Here is a 22,371-nt window from a genome sequence, read left to right as displayed (position 1 = left end):
ATGAAACTACAGCTGTTTCCCTCGGTACCGCAGAGCATCACCGTCTTCATCTTCTGGGTGTTGATGGCGGAGGACTACAGCCTCGGCACGCTGCTGATGGCGCTGTTGCTGGCGCTGTTGATGCCGCAGATCTCCGCGCGGCTGGAGCGCGAATTCGCGCAGATCGGGAATGCGTCCGCGCTGATCCCGCTGGCCTTCAAGCTGGCCTGGGACGTGGTGGTCGCCAACATCACCGTCGCCCGCCAGGTCCTGGGGCCCGAACGCAAACTGCGCTCCGCGTTCATCTGGGTGCCACTCGAACTCACCAACATCCATGGAATCTCGGCCCTGACCAGCGTCATCACCCTGACCCCGGGCACGGTGTCGGCGGAACTGTCGGAGGACCGCAGGCACCTGCTGGTGCACTTCCTCGATGTCGACGATCCGGAAGCGGTGGTGGCCGGCATCAAGCAACGCTACGAAGCGCCCCTGCGCAAGGTGTTCCCATGATCGATATCGCTGTGGTCGCTGGCATGGTCGTCGTCGGTTCGGCGATGCTGCTTTCGCTGATACGGTTGATCCGCGGCCCCTCCGCGCCCGACCGCATCCTCGCGCTCGACACGCTGTACGTCAGCACCATCGCCCAGCTGATCCTGTTCGGCATGCACCTCGACTCGGAAATCTATTTCGAGGCCGCACTGATCATCGCCATGCTCGGGTTCTTCGGCACCGTGGTGCTGTCGAAGTACGTCATCCGCCGGGACATCGTGGAATGAACGCCGTCATCGACACCCTCGCCATCTTCCTGCTGGTCGTGGGTTGCTTCTTCGTGTTCCTCGGCGCGTTCGCGCTGGTCAAGCTGTCGAGCTTCTTCACCCGCATCCACGGCCCGACCAAGGCGAGCACGCTCGGCGTCGGCTGCATCCTGGCCGCCTCGATCCTCTACCACACCGTGCACGGGGCCGGCCTGCATCCGCGCGAGCTGCTGATCACGCTGTTCCTCTTCATGACCGCGCCGGTCTCGGCGCACCTGATGTCACGCGCAGCGCTGTCGCTGATGGAAGGCCGCCCCGGCGACCCTTCGGCAACGCCGGACCCGGGCGGACATATCCGCGATGACGCCGACGAGCGCGCGGATGAACGCGCCCGGCAGGCCGAGCGCCCGCACGTGGAATGAGCACGGCTGCGCATGTGCGCGCAGCCAGTCGGCGTGTCAGTCAGTCACGCCGGGTCGCATCGGCAGGATGCCTGCGGCGCCGGCGAGTGGCCGGCGACAGCGCGCGGGTCGCGCGTCGTACCGACCCGGCTCAGCCGCGTGGCGGGCTGAAGTTGCGCTTCAGGCCGGCCCAGCAGGCCTGGTAGTCGCGCTGGCGGTGGGCGGCATCGACCGCCTGCTGCGTCGGGCGGATCACCGCCCGCGACTCGAACATGAAGGCCATGGTGTCGCGGATCACGTCGGGCCTGGAGAGATCCGCATTCGATGCCTTCTCGAAGGTCGCCGCATCCGGGCCGTGCCCGGTCATGCAGTTGTGCAGCGAGCAGCCACCGGGCGCGAAGCCTTCGGCCTTGGCGTCGTACTCGCCGTGCACCAGGCCCATGAATTCGCTGGCCACGTTGCGGTGGAACCACGGCGGCCGGAACGTGTGCTGCTGCACCAGCCAGCGCGGCGGGAAGATCGCGAAATCGAGGTTGCCCACGCCGGCCGTGTCGCTGGGCGAGGTCAGCACCAGGAAGATGCTCGGATCGGGGTGGTCGAAGCTGATCGAGCCGATGGTGTTGAAACGGCGCAGATCGTACTTGTACGGCGCGTAGTTGCCGTGCCAGCCGACCACGTCGAGCGGCGAATGGCCGATATCGGCACGCCACAGGTGACCCTGGAACTTGGCGACGAGTTCGAAGCTGCCCTCGAGGTCCTCGTAGGCGGCCTGCGGGCTGAGGAAGTCGCGCGGGTTGGCCAGGCCGTTCGAACCGATCGGCCCGAGGTCGGGCAGGCGCAGGTGGGCACCGAAGTTCTCGCAAAGATAGCCACGTGACGGGCCATCCGGGAGTTCGACGCGGAAGCGCACGCCGCGCGGGATTACCGCGATCTCCTGCGGCTCCACGTCCAGCACGCCCATTTCGGTGGCGATGCGCAGCCGGCCCTGCTGCGGGACGATCAGCTGCTCGCCGTCGGCGCTGTAGTAGTAACGGCCCTGCATCGACGTGCTGGCGGCATATACGCGCACCGCGATGCCGGTCTGTGCCGCGGCCGAGCCGTTGCCGGCCACGGTGTAGAGGCCGTCGATGAAATCCACCGGCGTTTCCGGCAGCGGCATCGGGCTCCAGCGCATCTGGTCGGGCGAAACCGGGCCGTCGCCGAAGTCGTCGTGCAGCCGCGGCTGCATGCAGCGCTCGAACGGCCCGTGCATCGCCGCCGGGCGGATGCGGTAGAGCCAGCTGCGGCGGTTCTCCGCACGCGGCGCGGTGAACGCCGACCCCGACAGCTGCTCGGCATACAGGCCATGGGCAACACGTTGCGGCGAGTTCTGCCCTTCCGGCAGGGTGCCGGCCTCGGCCTCGGTCGCGAAATGGTTGCCGAAGCCGCTCATGTAGCCGCGCGGCTGCATGGCCCGCGCATCGGCCTGTGGCATCGGGATCACGCTGTCGTCGGTGGATGCGTTCATGGCGTTGCCTGTGGTGAAGCCCCTCTCCCGCACGTGGGAGGGGGGTGGGGTGAGGGCGACGCGTGGTGCCCTCATCCGCCCCTTCGGGGCGGCTTCTCCCGCATGCGGGAGAAGGGATGCGGCGTTACAGCACGCCGCGCTTCATCTGGTCGCGCTCGATCGACTCGAACAGGGCCTGGAAGTTGCCCTCGCCGAAGCCCTCGTTGCCCTTGCGCTGGATGATCTCGAAGAAGATCGGGCCGAACGCGTTCTGGCCGAAGATCTGCAGCAGCTTGCGCTGCTTGGTCTCGGGATCGGCGTCGATCAGGATCGCATTGCGACGCAGGCGCTCGACATCCTCGCCATGGTCGGGCACGCGCTGGTCGATGACGTCGAAATACGCATCGGGCGTGTCGAGGAAGGCGATGCCGGCCTCGCGCATCTTCTCCACCGTCTCGTAGATGTCGTCGGTGAACAGCGCGATGTGCTGGATGCCCTCGCCCTTGTAGTCGCGCAGGTATTCGTTGATCTGGCTCTTCTCGTCCGAGGACTCGTTGAGCGGGATGCGCACCACGCCGTCGGGTGCGGTCATCGCCTTCGACAGCAGGCCGGTCTTGGCGCCCTTGATGTCGAAATAGCGGATCTCGCGGAAGTTGAACAGCTTTTCGTAGTAGTCCGACCACTTCTGCATGTTTCCGAGGAACAGGTTGTGGGTGAGGTGGTCGATGAAGGTCAGGCCGAAGCCGCGCGGATGCTGGTCCACGCCCGGCAGCGGCTCGTAGTCGGCATAGACATCCGGCGCGGAATCGTCGACCAGGTACAGCATGCAGTCGCCGATGCCCTTGATCGCCGGGAAGCCGACCGCGCCGGTCTCGGCCTTGTGGTCGGCCTTCTCGCCGCCCTGGGCGAGCACGTGTTCGAGCACTTCGGCAGGCTTCTTTTTGAAGCGGATCGCGAACCCGCAGGCCGACGGGCCGTGCTGGGCGGCGAAGTCGGACGCGAAGGAATCGGGTTCCTCGTTCAACAGGAAGTTGATCGTGCCCTGCCGGAAGAGGGTGATCGCGCGCTTGCGGTGTTTTGCGATCGCGGTGAAGCCGAGCTTCTCGAGGTAGTCGCGCATGCGCGCGCCCTGGCCTTCCGGCGCGGCGAACTCGACGAACTCGAACCCGTTGATGCCCATCGGGTTCTCGAAGGTGGTGACCTGCATGCCGAGATTCGGTGCCCGGGGCGAGGTCTGCGGTTGCGCGCTCATGTGCGGCTCCTTGATTCGGTGGCCGGCCGCGTGCGCGGCCTTGTGGTGGACGTATCCGCCGTTATAGTTTCACGTGTAACCATTTGCAAGGTGCGTCGCAGCATGGCCATCCGACCCCCGCCCCACCCGCCGTCACCGGCCGATGCACTGCAGCTGGAGCGCTTCCTGCCGTACCGGCTGAGCGTGCTGTCCAACCGACTGAGCAGCGCCATCGCCCAGGTCTATTCGCAGCGTTTCGGCCTCGCGATCACCGAATGGCGCGTGATCGCGGTGCTCGAACGCTTTCCCGGGCTGTCGGCCAACGAGGTCGCGCAACGCACCGCGATGGACAAGGTGGCGGTCAGTCGTGCGGTGTCGCGCCTGCTCGAAGGTGGGCGGCTGGAGCGCGAGATCCACGACGGCGACCGCCGCCGCTCGGTGCTGCGGCTGTCGGCGGAAGGCCGGCGCATCCATCGCGAGGTCGCGCCGCTGGCGCTGGCATTCGAGCAGCGCCTGCTGCGCGGCATGTCCACGAACGAACGCGACCTGCTGTTCGGCCTGCTCGACCGGCTGGATGCGCTGGAGATGGAGGCCGAACTGGAAGCCGCCGGCGAACCGGCGGTGCGCGCCTAGCCGGGCTTGCGGCCGGAGGCGTATTCGAGCCCGTGTGCACCCGGGCCGGATTCCGCGCGCCACAGCAGCCACGAGAACAGCAGGCCGAGCGCGGCGAGCGCGGTGTAGAACCACATGCCGGGCGCGTAGCCCGCGGGGTTCTGCGGCCCCGCCGCGAACGCGGTGTTGAAGCGTCCCACCGCCAGCGGCACCAGTGCCACGCCGACCTGCTGGCACAACGTCATCATCGAGTACGCCGCGCCCAGCCGGCTCTCACGCACGATATAGGCCACCGACGGCCACATCACCGCCGGGATCAGCGAGAACACGCCGCCCAGCATCAGCATCACCAGCAGCAGGGTGAGCGGCACTTCGGCACTGCCGGCAAACGGAATCCAGATCCCGATGGCGGGGCCAGGTGGCGCATACGTGACCAGCAGGAACAGCGGCAGCATCACCAGCGAACCGACCGCCATGAACAGCGAGCGCCGCCCGACCCGGTCCACCCACAGACCGAACAGCGGGGTGACCACGATCGCGGCCATCGGCAGCAGGCTGCTGAGCATGCCGGCGGTCTCGCGGTCCAGACCATGCGCCTGCTGGAAGTAGTCGATCGCGAAGGCACGGAACGGGAACACGGTGGCGTAGAACACCACGCACAGGCCGACGATGTACCAGTACGACGCGCTGAAGGCGTACATGCCCTTGAGCTGCAGCTTGTCGGTGCGGTCGACCTGGCCCAGGTCCACGCGGCCCTCGGCGCGCGACTCGGCCATCCAGTACAGCATCGCCGCGGTCACGCCCACCGTGGCCACGCCGGTCGCCAGCCACAGCGGGTCCTGCCAGTTCGAATACAGCGGACTTGCGAACGACGTCGACCAGTCGGCGGAGGCCGAGCCGAGCCGGGCGATCGACAGGTTGATGCCGAAGGCGAACGACAGCTCCTTGCCCTTGAACCATTTCGCCAGCGCCGCGGTGGCGGCGACGATCAACGGCTCGGCGCCGATGCCGAGCAGGAAACGGCCGGCCAGCATGGTCTCGAAGCGCGCGGTGGACGCCATCAGCGCCGCGGCGGCCAGGCAGATCAGCGCGAACAGGGTGATCGAGCGCTTGGTGCCCCAGCGGTCGATCACGTAGCCGCCGATCAGCAGCACCACCACCGCGGCGATGCTGTAGGCACTGAAGATCATGCTGATCTGGTCGTAGGTGAAGCCTTCCTGCTCGCGCAGCAGGTCCACCACCGGGCCGAACGCGTCGTAGATGTAGTAGTTGCCGAACATCGCGACGCTGACCAGGACCAGCGCGACCCAGCGCTGCAGCGGCGACGGGCGGGGCAGGACGTTGGCAGCGTGGTCGGTCATCGGACGAGGGCTCGGGACAGGGCGTGGATGTCGTCGCCGGCCCGCGCGGGACCGGCGACATGCAGCACCTGCCCGCGAGGCGGGCAGGCGACGGCGGTTACTTCACGCCGTGCATCAGTTTCTGGATCAGCGGCGCGATCAGGAACAGCAGCACGCCGGCACCCAGCAGCGCCCAGAAGCCGAAGGTGTAGCCGGCATGCGCGGAGGCCACCGTCATGCCGCCCTCGCCACTCACGCTGGAGGCGAACATGCCCGAGAGGTTGTTGCCGATCGCGATCGACAGGAACCAGCCGCCCATCGCCAGACCGGTGAGCCTGGACGGCGCCAGCTTGGTGGTCATCGACAGCCCGATCGGCGACAGGCACAGCTCACCGATGGACTGGATCACGTAGACCATGAACAGCGTCCAGAACGGGATCTTCAGCGTCTCCGGGTCGACCATGCTCGACAGCGCGAGCATCAGCAGCAGGAAGGCCAGGCCGTTGAAGATGAGCCCCAGGCCGAACTTGCGCGGGATCGACGGATTGGCACTGCCCATCTTCACCCACAGCCAGGCGATGATCGGTGCCAGGGTGATGATCGCGATGGAATTCACCGACTGGAACCAGCCCACCGGGAAGATCCAGCCGCCGAGGTCGCGGTTGACGATGTTCTGGGCAAGGAAGTTGAACGAGCTGCCGGCCTGTTCGAAGAACATCCAGAACAGCACGTTGAAGCCGAAGATGATCAGCATCGCGATCACCATGTCGCGCTGCCTGGAACCTTCACGGATGCCCTCGACCAGCAGCATGATCGCCGGCACCACGAACAGCGCCAGCAGGATCCAGTTGAGCAGCCCGGCCTCGATGGTGAGCAGGAAATAGAACACCGGGATCGCCACGACGGTGCCGATCGCCACCATCAACAGGCGGCCCATGCCGTTACCGGACGCTGCGACCGGCGCCGCGCCGACGCCCTGCAGCTGGCTGCGGCCGAACCAGAACCACACCAGGCTCAGCAGCATGCCGATGCCGGATGCGATGAACACCGCGGTATAGGCCGGCATGCCGTCGCTGCCGAACACCTTCTCGGCCAGCAGGCCGGTCAGGATCGGCGCGATGAACGCGCCCATGTTGATGCCCATGTAGAAGATGGTGAAACCGGAATCGCGGCGGTGGTCGCCGGTGGCGTAGAGCTTGCCCACCATCGTCGAGATGATCGGCTTGAACAGGCCGTTGCCGACGATCACCGTGGCCAGGCCGAGCTTGAGCCACTGCTCGCTGGGCAGCGCGATCAGGAACAGGCCGATGGCCATGAACACCGCGCCGAGCAGGATCGAGCGCTGGTAGCCGATCAGCTTGTCGGCGACATAGCCGCCGAAGATCGCCGCCGCATAGACCAGCGCCAGGTAGGCACCGTAGAGCTCGCTGGCCGGGGCTTCGCCCGAGGAATCGCCGCGATAGAACTGCGCCACGATGTAGAGCACCAGCGCCCAGCGCATGCCGTAGAACGCGAAGCGTTCCCAGAACTCGGTCATGAACAGCATCCACAGCGGACGCGGATGACCCATGACCTGCGGGAAGTCGGGTGGAGAGCCGGAAACCGGCATGTGCATGCCGGGGCCGGCCGGCTCGACAGTGGGCGTGGAACTCATGCGACGGGACTCCCCCAGGGATGTTCGGTACGAGGCTGGTGCTGTCCGCCGCGGCGGACGCGCGAGGATGGATCGCCGGGACGGCCCGCGTCAAACCCGCGGGCACGTCCGTCGACGTGCGGGATCAGCCCGGCACGTATTCGTAGCTGGCGCCCACGCCCAGTGGGATGCCAACGCCCCAGAACGCCAGCAGGAACAGCGTCCACACCACCAGCAGGGCCAGCGAATACGGCAGCATCAGCGCCAGCAGCGTGCCGATGCCGCTCGACTTCACGTAGCGCTGGCAGAACACCACGATCAGCGGGAAGTACGGCAGCAACGGGGTGATGATGTTGGTGCTGGAATCGCCCACCCGGTACGCGGCCTGGGTGAGGTCGGGCGAGATGCCCAGCTGCATCAGCATCGGCACCATGATCGCGCCAATCAGCGCCCACTTCGCCGATGCCGAGCCGACCATCAGGTTGACGAAGCCCGACAGCGCCACGATGCCGATCAGGGTCACGCCCATCGGCAGCCCCATCGCCTGCAGCGCGTTGGCCCCCTTGATCGCCAGCAGCGCGCCGAGGTTGCTCTGCCCGAAGGCGTAGATGAACTGCGCGGCGAAGAACGCCATGACGATGTAGTAGCCCATGCCGCTCATCGCCCGGCTCATGCCCTGGACGACGTCGCGGTGGTTCTTCACCGTGCCCGCCATGTAGCCGTAGACGATGCCCGGCACCAGGAACAGGATGAAGATCAGGGGCACGATCGACTGCATCAGCGGTGCGGTCGCCACCAGCAGTTCGCCGGCGTTGGGCGAGTCGGGGCCGGCACGCCACGCCGAGCCCACGGGCACGCTGGTCAGCACCAGCGCCGCGACCAGCACGAGCATCGATGCCACCGCGGCCCACAGCCCGGTGCGCTCGCGCGCGGTCAGCGTTTCCATCGCGGGCATGTCGGCCATGTCGCCGTCGACCGCGGTGTTGCGAAGGCGCGGTTCGATGACGCGGTCGGTCAGGAACCAGCCGACCGCCACCACCAGCGCCGTCGATGCGGTGGTGAAGTAGTAGTTGTTGAGCGGGCTCAGGACGATGGTCGGATCGATCAGGCGCGCGGCTTCCTGGCTCAGGCCCGCCAGCAGCGGATCGAGGCTCGACGGAATGAAGGTCGCGGAGAACCCGCCGGATACGCCCGCGAAGGCCGCGGCGATGCCCGCCAGCGGGTGGCGCCCGGCGGCGTAGAAGATCACCGCGCCCAGCGGGATCACCAACACGTAACCGGCATCCACCGCGACGTGGCTGAAGATGCCGACCGCGATCAGCACCGGCGTGAGCAGCATCCGCGGCGTCACCGACAGGATCGCGCGCAGCGCCGCGTTGATGAAGCCGGTGTGCTCGGCGACGCCGAGGCCGAGCATCGCCACCAGCACCACACCGAGCGGCGCGAAGTTGACGAAGGTGGAGACCATCGTCGCCATGAAGGCGGTGAAGCTGGTTCCAGCGAGGAGATTGTTGATCTGGATCGGATCGCCGCTGCGCGGGTCGATCTCGGCGAAGTTGACCTGCGCCAGCGCGGCGGAGACCACCCATACCACCAGCATCAGCCCCAGGAACAGGACTGCCGGATCAGGCAGCTTGTTGCCTACGCGCTCGACGGCGTCGAGGAATCGGGCGACGGCGCCACGCGGCGTCGGCGTGGCGTCCGGAGCGGGATGACTCATGCTGGGGTTCCCCTGTGCGGTGACTCGAGTGCCGGCATCCTAGCAGCCGCTTTGCCGCGGCTGCCTGTCAGTAGCGGCCGGTTGCGCCGGCAGGTGGCGCGAGATGCGTGCGCACCTCGAACAGCTCGGGGAAGAAGGTGAGGTCGAGTGCCTGGCGCAGGAAGCCGACGCCGCTGGAACCTCCGGTGCCGCGCTTGAAGCCGATGATGCGCATCACCGTGCGCATGTGGCGGAAACGCCACAGCTGGAACTGCGACTCGAGATCGACGAGGTCCTCGCACAGCGAGTACTCGCGCCACCAGGTGCCGGTATCCGCGTAGATCACCCGCATCACCTCCACCAGTGCCGGGTCCATGACGTGCGGCCGGCTCCAGTCGCGCTCGAGGTGCGCGGGCGGGATCGCATGGCCCCAGCGCGCGAGGTAGCGCAGGAATTCGTCGTAGAGGCTGGGCGCACGCAGCACGCTCTCGAGCGCGGCCTGGCCGTCGGCGTCGTGGGCGAACACGTCGAGCATCTGCTCGTTCTTGTTGCCCAGCAGGAATTCCACCGTGCGGTACTGCAGCGACTGGAACCCCGACGACGGCCCCAGGATCCCGCGGAATTCCATGTACTCCGACGGGGTGAGCGTTTCCAGCACCGACCACTGCTCGGTCAGCTGGCGCAGCACCTGCTTGCAGCGCGCCAGCACCTTGCGGCAGCGCCCGACCTCGTCGCGCCGCAGGTGCACGATCGCGGCGCCCAGCTCGTGGATCATCAGCTTGATCCACAGTTCGGAGACGTGGTGCTGGACGATGAACAGCATCTCGTCGTGGTGCGGCGGATCCGACAGCGGCACCTGTGCCGACAGCAGGCGGTCCAGGCGCAGGTAGCCGCCGTAGGTCATCCGCCCTTCGAGATCGGTGTGGATGCCGGCTTCAAGGTCGCGCTGGTTGTCCGTCGCCGGCTCCGACGCCGGCCGGGTCGAGGCCGGCAGGTTCGCGGCGTGGCCGGGAGCCGGCGGTTTGCGGTCGGTGCTCATTGGCGGAAGGGTACCCGATCAATCCGCGTGCCCCGCTGTCATGCGCCGGCCACGGGATCGGTGCAGAATCGCCACGGGACCGGGGGGCCAGACAGGGAGAGGCGCGATGCGCATGCTCGCAGGCCGGCTGTTGCTGGCCGTGGCTTTGGGGTGCGGCCCGGGCGCGACCGCCCATGCCCAGGTGGTGGTCAGCCAGGTGTACGGCGCCGGCGGCAACAGCGGTGCGGTCCACAACGCCGACTACATCGAACTGTTCAACCGTGGCGACACGCCCGAAGCACTGGGCGGCAGGTCGCTGCAGTACGCCAGTGCCACCGGCACCGGCAACTTCGGCGCCAGCGCCACGCAGCTGGTGGTCCTGCCGGATGTCGACCTCGCCCCGGGGCAGTACTTCCTGGTCGGCCTGGCGGGCGGCGCCAACGGCGCACCGCTGCCGGAAGTAAACGCCACCGGCACCATCAACATGGCCGCGGCGGCCGGCAAGGTCGCGCTGGTGGACGGCACCACCGGCCTCGGCTGCAACGGCGGCAGCACGCCGTGCAGCCCGGACCAGGTCGCGCGCATCCTCGACCTGGTCGGTTTCGGCGGCGCCAACTGGTACGAGGGCAGCGGCCCGGCGCCGGCGCTGTCGGCGGCACTGGCGGGCTGGCGCGCCGACGACGGCTGCAGCGACAGCAACGACAACGCCGCGGATTTCTCGGCTCGCGCGCCTGCGCCACGCAATCGCGCCACCCCCACCCTGCCCTGCGCAGGCGGCGGCACGCCGTGGCTGAGCATCGCCGACACCGCGGCGGCCGAAGGCGACAGCGGCTCCACGCCGTTCTTCTTCAACGTGCGCCTCGACCGCCCCGCACCCGCCGGTGGCGTGCGCGTCGATTACGCCACCGCAGACGGCAGCGCCACCCTGGCCGACGACGACTACCTGGCCGCATCGGGCACGCTCGAGTTCGCCGAGGGCGACACATCGCAGACCGTGGTGGTGCAGGTGCGCGGCGACACCGTCACCGAGCCCGACGAGACCTTCGTGGTCACCCTGTCCAGCCCGGACGGCGCGCAGCTGCAGCGTGGCGAGGCCACCGGCACCATCCTCAACGACGACGTCACCCGGCTGGCGATCCATGCGATCCAGGGCGCCGGCGCGCGTTCGCCATACGAGAACGTCGCGGTCGCGACCGAAGGCATCGTCACCGCGCGCAGGAACAACGGCTTCTTCCTGCAGACTGCCGACGGCGAGGACGACGGCGACCCGGCCACCTCCGAGGGCGTGTTCGTGTTCACGTCCACCGCGCCGCCGGATGCGGCCGCGGTCGGCAACCGCGTGCTGGTGCAGGGCACGGTGATCGAATATGTGCCGTCTGCCGACCCGTTCCAGCTGCCGCTGACCGAGATCACCGATGCGCGCGTGGTGCAGCTTTCCAGCGGGCATCCGCTTCCCGCACCGGTGCTGCTGACCACCGCACTGCCGCGTCCGGACGGCGCACTGGACCAGCTCGAACCCTACGAGGGCATGCGGGTCAGCGCGGCCGACTTCACCGTGGTCGCGCCCACCGGCGGCAACGTCAACGAAGCCCAGGCCACGGCCACCAGCAACGGCCGCTTCGCGGTGGTGGTGACCGGCACGCCGCGGCCGTTCCGCGAGCCGGGCCTGCCGCTGATGGACCCCGCCCCGCTGGGCAGCAGTGCGCCGGCGATCCCGCGCTGGGACTTCAACCCGGAACTGATCGCCGTCAACAGCAGCACCATCGGTGCGCCGACCGCCAACCTCGCCGCCGGCTGCCGCATCGTCGACGGCAGCCTCGCCGGCCCGCTGGACTACAGCTTCCGCCGCTACACCATCTATCCGGAAGCCGAACTGTCGGTCGCCTGCGATGGCGCCGACCAGCCGCGTCCCGCACTGCTGCCGGGCCCCGACCACGCGACCTTCGCCACCTACAACCTCGAGCGCTTCTTCGACACCGGCAACGACCCGGCGATCGGCGAGCCGGTGCTCACCGCCGAGGCCTTCGAACGGCGCCTGCGCAAAGCCTCGCTGGCGGTGCGCGGCTACCTGCACCTGCCCGACATCCTCGGCGTGACCGAGGTCGAAAACCTGTCCACCCTGCAGGCGCTGGCCACGCGCATCAACGCCGATGCGATCGCCAACGGCCAGGGCGATCCCGGCTATGTGGCCTACCTTGAAGAGGGCAACGACGTCGGTGGCATCGATGTGGGTCTGCTCGTACGCGGTGGCGACAACGGCGCGGGCGTTGCCCGGGTGGACGTGCACGCGGTGGTCCAGGAGGGCGCCGATGCCGTGCTGGCCAATCCCGATGGCAGCACCAGCCTGCTCAATGACCGCCCGCCGCTGCGACTGGACGCCGCGATCCGCTTCGCCGACGGCCGTGCGTTGCCGGTGACCGCGATCGTCGTCCACCAGCGTTCCCTGAGCGGCATCGAGGACGACACCGGCGGTGCCAGCGGCTGGATCAGCACAGGTGCACGCGTGCGCGCCAAGCGCCAGGCGCAGGCGGAATTCCTCGCCGGTCTGGTGCAGGGCATCCAGCAGGCGGATCCGGCGCGCGGGCTGGTGGTGCTGGGCGACTTCAACGCATTCGAGTTCAACGACGGCCATGTCCATGCGATGGGCGTGGTCACCGGCCAGCCCAGCCCCGATGGCGAGACCGCGGTGGATGGCGACGGCGTGGACCTGGTCGACCCCGATCTGCGCAACACCACCCTCGATGCCGATGCGGCCCAGCGCTACTCGTTCGTGTTCGACTACCAGGCGCAGACACTCGACCACATCCTGGTCAACCGCGCGCTGCTGGAGTCGCCTGCGGTCGCCGGCCATGCGGTCAGCCACGCGCGCATCAATGCCGACTTCCCGGAGATCGCCCGCAACGAAGCGGACACCCCGACGCGCCTGTCCGACCACGACCCGACGCTGCTGCTGGTGCGGATGGCACCGGTGCAGCACGCCGACCTCGTGGTGACCGCCGAGGCGGACGCGACCGAAACCGCGGTCGGCCGGACCATGGCATTCGCCGCAACGCTCGCCAATGCCGGTCCGGATGCGGCGCAGTTCGCCGGCATCGGGTTCGCGGTCGATGCAGGGCTCGATGATCTGGAGATCGATGCACCCGCGGGCTGGAGCTGTGACGCCCCGGAACAAGGTGCCACCGGGACCACGCTGGCCTGCACCATCGACAGCCTCGGCGCCGGCGCCGATGCGGTCTTCGGCCTCGCCGCCACCGCACCCGCCGACGCACTCGGCCGCGAGCTGACCCTGGCGGTGGCGGCGACTTCGCAGACCGCGGACCCGGAGGAAGAGAACAACAGCGCCAGCGCGACGACGCGCATCGTCGAGGATCCGCAGACTGCGCCCGGACTCGCCAATGGCGTGCCGGTCACGGGGCTTGCGGGAGATGCGGGCACCTCGCTGCTCTACCGCATCGAACTGCCGCCCGGCGCACGCAACCTGCGGGTGATGAGCTACGGCGGCAGCGGCGACGTGACGCTGCTGCTGCGCCATGGCGAGCCCGCGACCACCCAAGCCTGGGATGCGCGCTCCGCACGGCCGGGCAACAACGAGGCCGTGCAGGTCGCGGCGCCGGCGGCGGGCGTCTGGTATGTCCGCGTCGAAGGCATCCGCGACTTCGCAGGCCTTGCCCTTCGCGCCAGCTGGCAGCAACCGTAGGCCGCCCGAACAGCCCTCACCCCTGCCCCTCTCCCGCACGCGGGAGAGGGGTCTCGACGCATCAGTCCCGGAACAGTCGCGGCACCCAGCGCAGGTACAGCAGCATCCCCAGCAGTTCCACCAGCGACTGCGTCACCACCACCACCGCCGCGATCGACCAGCCCTGCGGCAGTGCCAGCGCCAGCGGCAGCACCACGAACGAGTTGCGGGTGCCGAGGCTGAAGCACAGCGTGCGGCCGTGGCGGGCGGGCAGGCGCAACATCCGCGCCAGCGCCCCGGCGATCAGCGCTGCACCCAGCAGGTAGGCCGTGAACAGCGGCACCAGCAGAGGCAGGATGTCGGCCGCGGCCCGCACCGTCGCCGCCTGCGAGGCGGCCACCAGCAGCACCACCACCGCCAGCAGCGGTACCGGCCACCAGGCCAGCCGTTCGCGCAAGGATTCGCGCGCCGGTTGCCGGCCGATCCAGCGCTCGGTGGCGAATGCGGCGGCCAGTGGCACCAGCACCACGCCTGCGGCCGACCATGCCGATGCCGCCGGCACCCCCTGCAGCGACGGCACCCCGGGCAGCCCCCACAGGTAGAGCGGCAACAGCAGCAACTGCAGCAGCAGGTTGAGCGGCGTGACCGCGATCGCCCGCGAGGTGTCGCCGCCGCCCATCTGCGCGAAACCGATGAACCAGTCGGTGCAGGGCACCAGCAGCACCAGCGCCACGCCCAGTCGCAGCGCCGGGTCGGCCGGCAGCAGCTGCACCAGCGCGAACACCAGCAGTGGCACCAGCACGAAGTTGCCGGTCACCACCGCGACCAGGAAGCGCCGGTCGCCGAAGGCCGCCCGCAGTTGCAGCAGCGGCACCTGCGCGAAGGCGGCATACAGCAACAGCACCAGCGCCGGCCACAGCAGCAGTTCGCCGGATGCACGCACTTCCGGGAGCACGCCGCCCAGCACCAGGCCGGTGGCAATGGCGGCCAGATAGATCCATACCTGGTGGCGTTCGAGTTGCAGGCGGGTCATGGCGCTCCGATTGCTGAATGCGTGCTGGCCGGACCGGAGGCGCGCCGCGCCCGGGCGATGCCATGCCGGGCCGCGCCTGTCATGACGCATTGCGCAACGCGAGTTTACGGCGCGCTGGCTATCATCCCCGGTCCCCTGAAGTGTGCCGAGACCCCTTCGCATGACTGTCGCCGCCACCTTCGAGATCGAGTACCTGCAGTACCTGGGCCCGGACGGACGTTTCGTCGCCGAGCCGCCGGCCGATCTCGCCGATCCCCAGCGCATCCTCGATCTCTTCAAGGAGATGCTGTTCGTCCGCACCTTCGACAGCAAGGCCATCGCCCTGCAGCGCACCGGCAAGCTCGGCACCTACGCCGCCTGCCTGGGCCACGAAGCCACCCATATCGGCATTGGCGCCTCGATGCGCCCCGAGGACCTGCTGGCACCGAGCTACCGCGAATACGGCGCGCAGTTCATGCGTGGGGTGAAACCGCGCGACGTGCTGATGTACTGGGGCGGCGACGAGCGCGGCAACGATTTCGAGATCCCGCGCCACGACCTGCCCTGGTGCGTGCCGATCTCCACCCAGTGCCTGCACGCGGCCGGCGCCGCGCTGGCGTTCAAGCTCAGAGGCGAGAAGCGCGTGGCGGTGACCTGCTGCGGTGACGGCGGCAGTTCCAAGACCGATACCTACGCCGCGATCAACTCCGCCGGCGCCTACGAACTGCCGTTCGTGCAGTGCATCGTCAACAACGGCTGGGCGATCTCGGTGCCGCGCACCGCGCAGACCGGCGCGAAGACGCTGGCGCAGAAGGGCCTCGCCGGCGGGCTGTACTGCCTGCAGGTGGACGGCAACGACCTGTTCGCGGTGCTGGAAGGCATGCGCCGGGCGATGGACCGCGCCCGCAACGGCGAAGGCGGCACCGTCATCGAGTTCATGACCTACCGCCTGCACGACCACACCACTGCCGACGACGCACGCCGCTACCGCGACGACGCCGAGGTCAAGGCCGCGTGGGAGAAGGAGCCCTTCATCCGCCTGCGCAACTGGCTCACCGCGCAGGGCATGTGGGACGAGGCGCAGGAAAAGGCCTGGGCCGAGGAATGCGGCAAACGCGTCGACGCCGAGATCAACGCCTACCTCGAATCGAAAGTCCAACCGGTCGAAGCAATGTTCGATTATCTCTACGCCGACCCACCCGCCGAGCTGCTCGCCCAGCGCGAGGACGCCATTGCCCGGGAGCAGCGTCGATGAGCGCCGCCAACGCGAACGCCGCCGATGCGGCGAACCCGATCACCCTGATCGAGGCGGTCACCCAGGCGCTGGCCTGGGAGATGCGCAACGACGATTCGGTGGTGGTGCTGGGCGAGGACGTCGGCGTCAACGGCGGCGTGTTCCGCGCCACCGCCGGCCTGCATGCGCAGTTCGGTTCCAGCCGGGTGATCGACACCCCGCTCGACGAGACCACCATCGCCGGCCTGACCGTCGGCATGTCGCTGCAGGGCATGAAGCCGGTGGCCGAGGCGCAGTTCGACGGCTTCGTCTACCCGATGCTCGACCACATCATCTGCCACGCCGCGCGCTTCCGCACCCGCACCCGTGGCCGCCTGCACTGCCCGATGGTGCTGCGTGTGCCGTGGGGCGGCGGCATCCGTGCACCGGAGCACCACTCCGAGGCCAACGAGGCGATGTTCACCAACGTCCCCGGCCTGCGCGTGGTGATGCCGTCGTCGCCGGCACGCGCCTATGGGCTGCTGCTGGCGGCGATCCGCGACCCCGACCCGGTGATCTACTTCGAGCCAAAGCGCATCTACCGCCAGTACAAGGAGCTCGTGCCCGACGACGGCGAGGCACTGCCGCTGGACGTGTGCTACGTGCTGCGTGACGGCACCGACGTGACCCTGGTGACCTGGGGCGCGCAGGTGAAGGAGGCCCTCGAGGCCGCCGACCAGCTGGCCGCCGAAGGCATCAGCGCCGAGGTGATCGACGTTGCCACGCTGAAACCCCTCGACTTCGACACCATCGCCGAGTCGGTCACCCGCACCGGCCGCTGCGTGATCGTGCACGAGGCGCCGCGCACCGCGGGCTTCGGCGCCGAGATCGCCGCGCGCCTGGCCGAGGACTGCATGTACGACCTGCTGGCACCGGTCGAGCGCGTCACCGGCTACGACACCCACATCCCGCTGTTCCGCCTGGAAATGAAGTACCTGCCCACGACCGCGCGCGTGGTCGAGGCGGCCCGGCGGGTGATGGCGGCGGGCTGACGCCACACTTGCGGCGCGACGGCCGCGAGCGGTTGCTGCGTTGCGTACCCTTCTCCCGCGCGCGGGAGAAGGTGCCCCGAAGGGGCGGATGAGGGCAACTGCCGCTCGCTCCTGCCCTCACCCCTGCCCCTCTCCCGCGCACGGGCGAGGGGTTGTTCTTTCGCGTCACACAATGTTCCTGCGAGGACCGACATGGCTGACACCAAATCCTTCAAGCTTCCCGATCTCGGCGAAGGCCTGCCCGATGCGACCATCGTCGAGTGGGCGGTCAAGGTCGGCGACACCATCCGCCTCGACGAGCCACTGGTCTCGATGGAAACCGCCAAGGCCGTGGTCGACGTGCCGTCGCCGGTCTCGGGCAAGGTGCTCAGGCTCGCCGGCGCCGCCGGCGACGTGGTCGAGACCGGCGCGGTGCTGGCCGAGTTCGAGATCGATCCGGACCTGCCGCAACGCGCGGAAGGCCAGGACACCGGCCACCACCATGGCCCCACCCCCGGCAAGGGCGTCGGCACCCAGGATCCGGCGCCGGACGACCGCGTGGTCGCCTCCAGCGAGGGCGGCGCGATCGAAGCCACCGACGAACCGCAGCCGGAAGCGAAATCCGAGCCGGGCGCACGTGCCGACAGCGGCACCGTGGTGGGGGCGATGCAGTCCTCGGACGCGGTGGTTGCCGAACAGGCGAGCTCGGTCGGCGGCGTCAAGGCGATGCCGGCGGTGCGCGCGATGGCGCGCAAGCTGAAAGTCGACATCACCCGCGTGCGCGCAACCGGCACCGACGGCGTCGTGACCATGGCCGACGTCAAGCAGGCCGCCGCCGATGGCAGTGCGGCGATGGGCAGTGCCCGCGCGGCTGTGCACCCCTCTCCCGCCGGCGGCACAGCGGCTGGGGGTGATGGCAATGCTGCGTCGTCGCGGGCACCTTCTCCCGCGGGCGGGAGAAGGGATGCCGAGCAGCGCACCGCGATGTCCGCCAGCGGCAAGCCGATGCGCACCCAGCCGCCGACGGTGTCGGCCAGCGGCCAGCCCGAACAGCTCAAGGGCGTGCGCCGCAACATGGCCCGCGTCATGGCCGATGCGCACGCGAAGGTGGTGCCGACCACGCTGGCCGACGATGCCGACCTGCACGCCTGGATCGGCAAGCAGGACATCACCGCGCGCCTGATCCGCGCGATCTGCGCCGCGTGCAAGGCGGTGCCCGCGCTCAATGCATGGTTCGACGGCGACAGGCTGGTGCGCACCATGCACCCGCATGTCGACATCGGCATCGCCGTGGACACCGACGACGGCCTGTTCGTGCCGGCGCTGCGCAATGCCGACGTGCTCGATGCCGCCGGCGTGCGTTCGGCGATCCAGCGCCTGCGCGCGCAGGTCGAGGACCGCAGCATCCCGGCCAGCGAGCTGTCGGGCTACACCATCAGCCTGTCCAACTTCGGCATGTTCGCCGGCCGCTACGCGACCCCGGTGGTGGTGCCGCCGACGGTGGCCATCGTCGGTGCCGGCAAGCTGTCGCAGGACGTGGTCGCGGTGATGGGCGGCATCGAGGTGCACCGCCGCATGCCGATCTCGCTGACCTTCGACCACCGCGCCTGCACCGGTGGCGAGGCGGCGCGCTTCCTGCGCGCGCTGCTGGACGACCTCGCCCTGCCGAACTGAGGCCACGGCCGGCTTCCGCCACGCGCGGGGAGCCGGCGCCACCGCCCGTCGCACGCCCATCCGCCCGGCCCCGCGCCGGGCGCATGCTGTGGCTCCATCCATGCGGAACCGCCGTCATGCCGCACCACAGCCGCCTGTCCACGTTCGTGCTCGACTGCGAGGTCGACGACCTCGCGCCCCACGTCGCCTTCTGGTCGCAGGCGCTCGGCAAGCCGGTGCGAAGCGCCGACGAGGATGGCGACGGCCGCTACGCGACGCTGGCCACCGCCGACGACGAGCCGATCCTGCTGCTGCAGAAGGTCGACCACGCATCGCGCATCCACCTCGACATCGAAAGCGACAACATCGACGCCGAGGCCGACCGGCTGGAGGCGCTGGGGGCGAAACGGATCGGCTTCGTCAAACGCTGGTGGGTGATGGAGGCCCCGAGCGGCCACCGCTTCTGCGTGATCCGTCCGCAGCGCGAGACGTTCGGGCCACACCTCAACCGCTGGAACTGAGCGCCGCCGGCCACCGCGCGGGCCGGGGCCGGCACCCATGCGGGTCGCGATCGCCCCGGAGAGCTGGAACCGCAGGCCATGTGCGCGGTGCGGCATGGCCGCGGTGTGCTCGCTGGACAGGCCGACGCCGAGCCGCGCCCGGACCACGCCCGCGCGCGTCGGCTCAGCCGGCCGTGGCCTTCGCGAACCCGCGGTCGAGCCAGACCGCCAGGCCCTGGGCGTTGAGTTCGATGTCCATGCCGAGCAGCGCCGGAATCACCTGCGCGGCGTCCTTGACGCCGTGCCGGCGCGCGCGCTCGACGTACAGGGCCTCGAGGCCCGCGACCAGCCGCGCATGGCGATCGGGTGCCTGCGCCAGCGGGCGCGCCAGCGCAACCATCGCATCGACCTGCGCGATGAGGTCGGTGCCCAGGCGCTGGCAGTCGGCCACGCCGCCGAAGTGCGTCAGGTACACCCGCGCCGGTGCCTCGGCCAGCATGCGGTGCACCGACGCCTTCATCGCGTCCGGGTCGAACTGCACCGGCGAGCTGGTGGGGATCACGAACGCCCCGCGCGCGGTATCCAGTTCGCGATAGGAAATGCCGAACACGTCGCCGCTGAACCAGCTGCGCGCGCGCGCGTCCCACACCGACAGGTGGTGCAGCGCATGGCCCGGGGTATGCACGCAGGCCAGCGGGCGCCCGGCCAGCTCCACGACGTGGCCGTCGTCGGCGGCCACCACGCGGGCGGCGGGCACCGGAAGCAGCGCGCCGTAGCTGTGCTCGAATTCCTCGTCGCCGTAGACCGCACGCGCGCTGGCGGACAGGCGCTCCGGGTCGATCATGTGCGGTGCACCGCGCGGGTGCACCACGAGCGTGGCGTTTGGCAGCTCGCGCATCAGCCCGCCGGCGCCGCCGGCGTGATCGAGGTGCACGTGGGTCAGGACCACCCAGTCCACCGCCTCGCGCGGCACGCCGTGGGTATCCAGTGCGGCCAGCAGTTGCGGCACGCTGCGGCTGGTGCCGCTGTCGATGAAGGCGGCACGGCCGGCCTCCACCACCAGGTAGGCCGCGCAGAAGGCCGTGCGCTGGTAACCGGTATCGATGGTGACGATGCCGTGGGAATCGCTCATGGTGCTGCCTGTTGCCGGGTCACGCGACCAGTGTAGGCAGCCCGGCAGCGCGCCGGGATTGGGCTTTGGTCGCAGGCGGCCAGCCGCCCTCTGCTCCGTGGAATCGCGCTCGCGCGCGATGGCCATCAGCCGGTCCAGCGCCTGCCGGGAACATGTGCGTCGGGTCCGGGAAGCTCGCGCGCAGGCGTGCTCGCACAGCGACACCCGGAACCCACGTCAGCGGCGACGCCGCAGCCAGGCTGCGCGCGCGAAGAACGCGATCGTCATCACCGCCAGGTACACGCCATACCCCACCGCGGTGGCGAGGATCTGCTGCCAGATGCCGCCATAGGTGGGATCGGCGGTGTGGAACGACCAGTGGATGCTGTAGACGAACGCCACCACCGACAGCGCGATCGCAACGACGTCGAACACCCGCCGCGCAACGCCACGCGGCTGCCGCGGATACGCCCAGAACAGCACGCTCAGGATCAGGAACCACGGCAGGAACAGGATCAGCGCGAGGTTGATCTCGACCAGCGCGTTCATGCCGCGGCCGCCGCCTCGCGCAGGCGTGCCAGCGCATCCTCGAGCGCATCGATGGCAAGGCCCTCGCCCAGCGTGCCGATGACCTGCCCGTCCAGCAGCACCGAGCCGGCGTCAACGCCCGTCGACAGCGCCGCGTCGCCACGCCTGAGCCGCGCGATCAGCTGCCCGGCATCGCGCGGCGCATCGAAACGCGCACCCTGCAGAAGCAGTGCATCCCCGTCGACCAGCTTGAACGAGAACCCGGTGTCCTCGCGGTACTGCTTGAACACCGGCAGCGCGCGGGCCGTGTCCGCTGCGGGCTCCACCTCGCTGCGTCCGGCACCGGCCGACAGGTCGCGCAGGCCGACCGCATGGCGCAGTTCGGCCAGCAGCGGTGTCGCGTAGCGCTCGCGCAGCCTGCGCGCGCCATCGCGCAGGATGTCCTCGATATCGCCCGGACGCGCCATCAGCGTGTTGTAGCGCTCGCGCAGCGGCGCGATCTCCGCGTCCACGCGCTCGAACAGGCGCTGCTTCGCATCGCCCCAGCCGATGCCGTCGGCATAGGCCTGCGCGAAGGCGGCGGTTTCCTCTTTCGAGGCGAACGCCTGGTAGAGCTGGAACAGCGCGGAGCCTTCGGTGTCCTTCGGCTCGCCCGGCGCGCGCGAGTCGGTGACGATCGAGAACACCAGCTTGCGCAACTCCTCCCGCGGCACGAACAGCGGGATGGTGTTGCCATAACTCTTGCTCATCTTGCGGCCGTCGAGCCCCGGTAACGTCGCCACCTGCTCGTCGATCACCGCTTCGGGCAGGGTGAACCAGTCGCGGCCGTAGACGTGGTTGAAGCGCTGGCCGAAATCGCGCGCCATCTCGATGTGCTGGATCTGGTCGCGGCCCACCGGTACCCGGTCGGCATTGAAGATGAGGATATCGGCGGCCATCAGCACCGGGTACATGAACAGCCCCGCGCTGACGCCGGCATCGTCGTCCTCGCCGTCGGCGCGGTTGCGGTCCACCGCCGCCTTGTAGGCATGCGCGCGGTTGAGGATGCCCTTGCCGGCCACGCAGGTCAGGAACCAGGTGAGCTCGGTGATCTCGGGAATGTCGCTCTGGCGGTAGAACCACACGGTCTGCGGATCCAGACCGGCGGCCAGCCAGGTGGCGGCGATTTCCAGCGTCGAGCGCTGCGTCATCGCCGGGTCCTGGGCCTTGATCAGGCTGTGCAGGTCGGCGAGGAAATAGAAGCTCTCGGCACCCGGCGCGCGGCTGGCGGCGATCGCGGGGCGGACCGCGCCCACATAGTTGCCCAGATGGGGCGTGCCGGAGGTGGTGATACCGGTAAGGACGCGGGTGGCGCGGATCGCGGACATCGGCGGAAGGCCAGGCATTGCGGAAAGCGGCAAGTCTACCGGCCCCTCCGGCGCCTTGCCCCCGGCGCGGCCGGCACAACGAAAAAGGGACCGGCCGGAGCCGGTCCCTTTTTTGCATGCGGTCGC

At 69.3% G+C, this 22,371-nt stretch carries 19 protein-coding genes; 9 read left to right on the top strand and 10 right to left on the bottom strand.

The annotated features are described in order from the left end of the window. From ERL55_RS02840 to ERL55_RS02830, 3 genes are read left to right on the top strand one after another with little or no spacing between them, the layout of a single operon-like run. Window positions 1-489: a Na+/H+ antiporter subunit E gene (locus tag ERL55_RS02840; RefSeq protein WP_129135078.1), complete on the top strand. Its 489-nt coding sequence runs from the start codon at window positions 1-3 to the stop codon at window positions 487-489. Next, the gene (locus ERL55_RS02835) at window positions 486-755 is read left to right on the top strand and encodes a K+/H+ antiporter subunit F (protein WP_100324375.1); all 270 of its coding nucleotides are present in this window, start codon (window positions 486-488) and stop codon (window positions 753-755) included. Before ERL55_RS02840 ends, ERL55_RS02835 begins: the two co-directional genes overlap by 4 nt. After that, complete coding sequence (locus tag ERL55_RS02830; protein ID WP_129135077.1) at window positions 752-1,156, top strand: Na+/H+ antiporter subunit G; 405 nt, start codon at window positions 752-754, stop codon at window positions 1,154-1,156. Before ERL55_RS02835 ends, ERL55_RS02830 begins: the two co-directional genes overlap by 4 nt. A 130-nt stretch (window positions 1,157-1,286) precedes the next feature. Here the strand turns inward: ERL55_RS02830 and hmgA are convergent, their stop codons facing one another. Next, a complete protein-coding gene (gene hmgA, locus ERL55_RS02825) occupies window positions 1,287-2,585 on the bottom strand; it encodes a homogentisate 1,2-dioxygenase (protein ID WP_129137177.1) in 1,299 nt (432 codons plus the stop codon). Between the two features lie 181 nt (window positions 2,586-2,766). Next, a complete protein-coding gene (gene hppD / locus ERL55_RS02820; RefSeq protein WP_129135076.1) occupies window positions 2,767-3,873 on the bottom strand; it encodes a 4-hydroxyphenylpyruvate dioxygenase in 1,107 nt (368 codons plus the stop codon). Window positions 3,874-3,975: 102 nt separating this feature from the next. On the opposite strand from hppD, the gene ERL55_RS02815 reads away from it, so the two are divergent. Next, window positions 3,976-4,485 (top strand): MarR family transcriptional regulator, encoded by a 510-nt coding sequence (locus ERL55_RS02815; RefSeq protein ID WP_129135075.1) that lies wholly within the window; start codon window positions 3,976-3,978, stop codon window positions 4,483-4,485. On the opposite strand, the gene ERL55_RS02810 is transcribed toward ERL55_RS02815, so the two are convergent. The 4 genes from ERL55_RS02810 to ERL55_RS02795 form a co-directional block, all read right to left on the bottom strand. After that, window positions 4,482-5,825, bottom strand: coding sequence for an MFS transporter (locus ERL55_RS02810; protein WP_129135074.1), 1,344 nt, complete (start codon window positions 5,823-5,825; stop codon window positions 4,482-4,484). The genes ERL55_RS02815 and ERL55_RS02810 overlap by 4 nt on opposite strands. A gap of 97 nt (window positions 5,826-5,922) precedes the next feature. Further along, on the bottom strand, window positions 5,923-7,419 hold the full coding sequence (locus ERL55_RS02805) for an oligopeptide:H+ symporter (RefSeq protein ID WP_129137176.1): 1,497 nt from the start codon (window positions 7,417-7,419) through the stop codon (window positions 5,923-5,925). 163 nt (window positions 7,420-7,582) lie between these two features. Then, entirely contained in the window at window positions 7,583-9,157 is a 1,575-nt protein-coding gene (locus tag ERL55_RS02800) for an AbgT family transporter (RefSeq protein ID WP_129135073.1), read from the bottom strand. Between the two features lie 67 nt (window positions 9,158-9,224). Next, window positions 9,225-10,175 (bottom strand): tryptophan 2,3-dioxygenase family protein, encoded by a 951-nt coding sequence (locus tag ERL55_RS02795; protein ID WP_129135072.1) that lies wholly within the window; start codon window positions 10,173-10,175, stop codon window positions 9,225-9,227. A 106-nt stretch (window positions 10,176-10,281) separates the two neighbouring features. Here ERL55_RS02795 and ERL55_RS02790 point away from each other — a divergent pair, with 106 nt between their 5' ends. Next, the gene (locus tag ERL55_RS02790) at window positions 10,282-13,851 is read left to right on the top strand and encodes a Calx-beta domain-containing protein (protein ID WP_164972099.1); all 3,570 of its coding nucleotides are present in this window, start codon (window positions 10,282-10,284) and stop codon (window positions 13,849-13,851) included. Between the two features lie 61 nt (window positions 13,852-13,912). On the opposite strand, the gene ERL55_RS02785 is transcribed toward ERL55_RS02790, so the two are convergent. Further along, complete coding sequence (locus ERL55_RS02785) at window positions 13,913-14,863, bottom strand: bile acid:sodium symporter (protein ID WP_129135070.1); 951 nt, start codon at window positions 14,861-14,863, stop codon at window positions 13,913-13,915. A 160-nt stretch (window positions 14,864-15,023) separates the two neighbouring features. On the opposite strand from ERL55_RS02785, the gene pdhA reads away from it, so the two are divergent. From pdhA to ERL55_RS02765, 4 genes are all read left to right on the top strand, one after another. Beyond that, complete coding sequence (pdhA, locus tag ERL55_RS02780; protein WP_129135069.1) at window positions 15,024-16,097, top strand: pyruvate dehydrogenase (acetyl-transferring) E1 component subunit alpha; 1,074 nt, start codon at window positions 15,024-15,026, stop codon at window positions 16,095-16,097. Further along, window positions 16,094-17,107 carry an alpha-ketoacid dehydrogenase subunit beta gene (locus tag ERL55_RS02775; protein WP_129135068.1) on the top strand — a complete coding sequence of 338 codons (1,014 nt, stop codon included), beginning with the start codon at window positions 16,094-16,096 and terminating at the stop codon, window positions 17,105-17,107. The genes pdhA and ERL55_RS02775 overlap by 4 nt, the downstream gene beginning before the upstream one ends. Window positions 17,108-17,299: 192 nt before the next feature. Further along, entirely contained in the window at window positions 17,300-18,760 is a 1,461-nt protein-coding gene (locus ERL55_RS02770) for a dihydrolipoamide acetyltransferase family protein (RefSeq protein WP_129135067.1), read from the top strand. 116 nt (window positions 18,761-18,876) lie between these two features. Continuing rightward, a complete protein-coding gene (locus ERL55_RS02765; RefSeq protein WP_129135066.1) occupies window positions 18,877-19,260 on the top strand; it encodes a VOC family protein in 384 nt (127 codons plus the stop codon). Between the two features lie 163 nt (window positions 19,261-19,423). Here the strand turns inward: ERL55_RS02765 and ERL55_RS02760 are convergent, their stop codons facing one another. The 3 genes from ERL55_RS02760 to ERL55_RS02750 all read right to left on the bottom strand — a co-directional run bounded on the left by ERL55_RS02760 (window position 19,424) and on the right by ERL55_RS02750 (window position 22,245). Next, window positions 19,424-20,371, bottom strand: a complete 948-nt coding sequence (locus ERL55_RS02760; protein WP_129135065.1) for an MBL fold metallo-hydrolase — start codon at window positions 20,369-20,371, stop codon at window positions 19,424-19,426. A gap of 216 nt (window positions 20,372-20,587) precedes the next feature. Further along, window positions 20,588-20,899 (bottom strand): hypothetical protein, encoded by a 312-nt coding sequence (locus ERL55_RS02755; protein ID WP_129135064.1) that lies wholly within the window; start codon window positions 20,897-20,899, stop codon window positions 20,588-20,590. Further along, the gene (locus ERL55_RS02750; RefSeq protein ID WP_129135063.1) at window positions 20,896-22,245 is read right to left on the bottom strand and encodes a tryptophan--tRNA ligase; all 1,350 of its coding nucleotides are present in this window, start codon (window positions 22,243-22,245) and stop codon (window positions 20,896-20,898) included. The genes ERL55_RS02755 and ERL55_RS02750 overlap by 4 nt, the downstream gene beginning before the upstream one ends. Window positions 22,246-22,371: the final 126 nt, after the last annotated feature.

Origin of the sequence: Luteimonas sp. YGD11-2, from assembly GCF_004118975.1 — a bacterium.
GTDB classification, from domain to species: Bacteria; Pseudomonadota; Gammaproteobacteria; order Xanthomonadales; family Xanthomonadaceae; genus Luteimonas; species Luteimonas muca.
The sequence above is the reverse complement of the archived record's forward strand: the minus strand, read 5'-3'. Positions and strand labels throughout refer to the sequence as shown.

Bases quoted from the DNA above. Each gene is read 5' to 3' on its own strand.
- ERL55_RS02840 (WP_129135078.1), top strand. From the start codon at position 1: ATGAAACTACAGCTGTTTCCCTCGGTACCGCAGAGCATCACCGTCTTC.
- ERL55_RS02835 (WP_100324375.1), top strand. From the start codon at position 486: ATGATCGATATCGCTGTGGTCGCTGGCATGGTCGTCGTCGGTTCGGCG.
- ERL55_RS02830 (WP_129135077.1), top strand. From the start codon at position 752: ATGAACGCCGTCATCGACACCCTCGCCATCTTCCTGCTGGTCGTGGGT.
- hmgA (WP_129137177.1), bottom strand. From the start codon at position 2,585: ATGCAGCCGCGCGGCTACATGAGCGGCTTCGGCAACCATTTCGCGACC.
- hppD (WP_129135076.1), bottom strand. From the start codon at position 3,873: ATGAGCGCGCAACCGCAGACCTCGCCCCGGGCACCGAATCTCGGCATG.
- ERL55_RS02815 (WP_129135075.1), top strand. From the start codon at position 3,976: ATGGCCATCCGACCCCCGCCCCACCCGCCGTCACCGGCCGATGCACTG.
- ERL55_RS02810 (WP_129135074.1), bottom strand. From the start codon at position 5,825: ATGACCGACCACGCTGCCAACGTCCTGCCCCGCCCGTCGCCGCTGCAG.
- ERL55_RS02805 (WP_129137176.1), bottom strand. From the start codon at position 7,419: ATGCACATGCCGGTTTCCGGCTCTCCACCCGACTTCCCGCAGGTCATG.
- ERL55_RS02800 (WP_129135073.1), bottom strand. From the start codon at position 9,157: ATGAGTCATCCCGCTCCGGACGCCACGCCGACGCCGCGTGGCGCCGTC.
- ERL55_RS02795 (WP_129135072.1), bottom strand. From the start codon at position 10,175: ATGAGCACCGACCGCAAACCGCCGGCTCCCGGCCACGCCGCGAACCTG.
- ERL55_RS02790 (WP_164972099.1), top strand. From the start codon at position 10,282: ATGCGCATGCTCGCAGGCCGGCTGTTGCTGGCCGTGGCTTTGGGGTGC.
- ERL55_RS02785 (WP_129135070.1), bottom strand. From the start codon at position 14,863: ATGACCCGCCTGCAACTCGAACGCCACCAGGTATGGATCTATCTGGCC.
- pdhA (WP_129135069.1), top strand. From the start codon at position 15,024: ATGACTGTCGCCGCCACCTTCGAGATCGAGTACCTGCAGTACCTGGGC.
- ERL55_RS02775 (WP_129135068.1), top strand. From the start codon at position 16,094: ATGAGCGCCGCCAACGCGAACGCCGCCGATGCGGCGAACCCGATCACC.
- ERL55_RS02770 (WP_129135067.1), top strand. From the start codon at position 17,300: ATGGCTGACACCAAATCCTTCAAGCTTCCCGATCTCGGCGAAGGCCTG.
- ERL55_RS02765 (WP_129135066.1), top strand. From the start codon at position 18,877: ATGCCGCACCACAGCCGCCTGTCCACGTTCGTGCTCGACTGCGAGGTC.
- ERL55_RS02760 (WP_129135065.1), bottom strand. From the start codon at position 20,371: ATGAGCGATTCCCACGGCATCGTCACCATCGATACCGGTTACCAGCGC.
- ERL55_RS02755 (WP_129135064.1), bottom strand. From the start codon at position 20,899: ATGAACGCGCTGGTCGAGATCAACCTCGCGCTGATCCTGTTCCTGCCG.
- ERL55_RS02750 (WP_129135063.1), bottom strand. From the start codon at position 22,245: ATGTCCGCGATCCGCGCCACCCGCGTCCTTACCGGTATCACCACCTCC.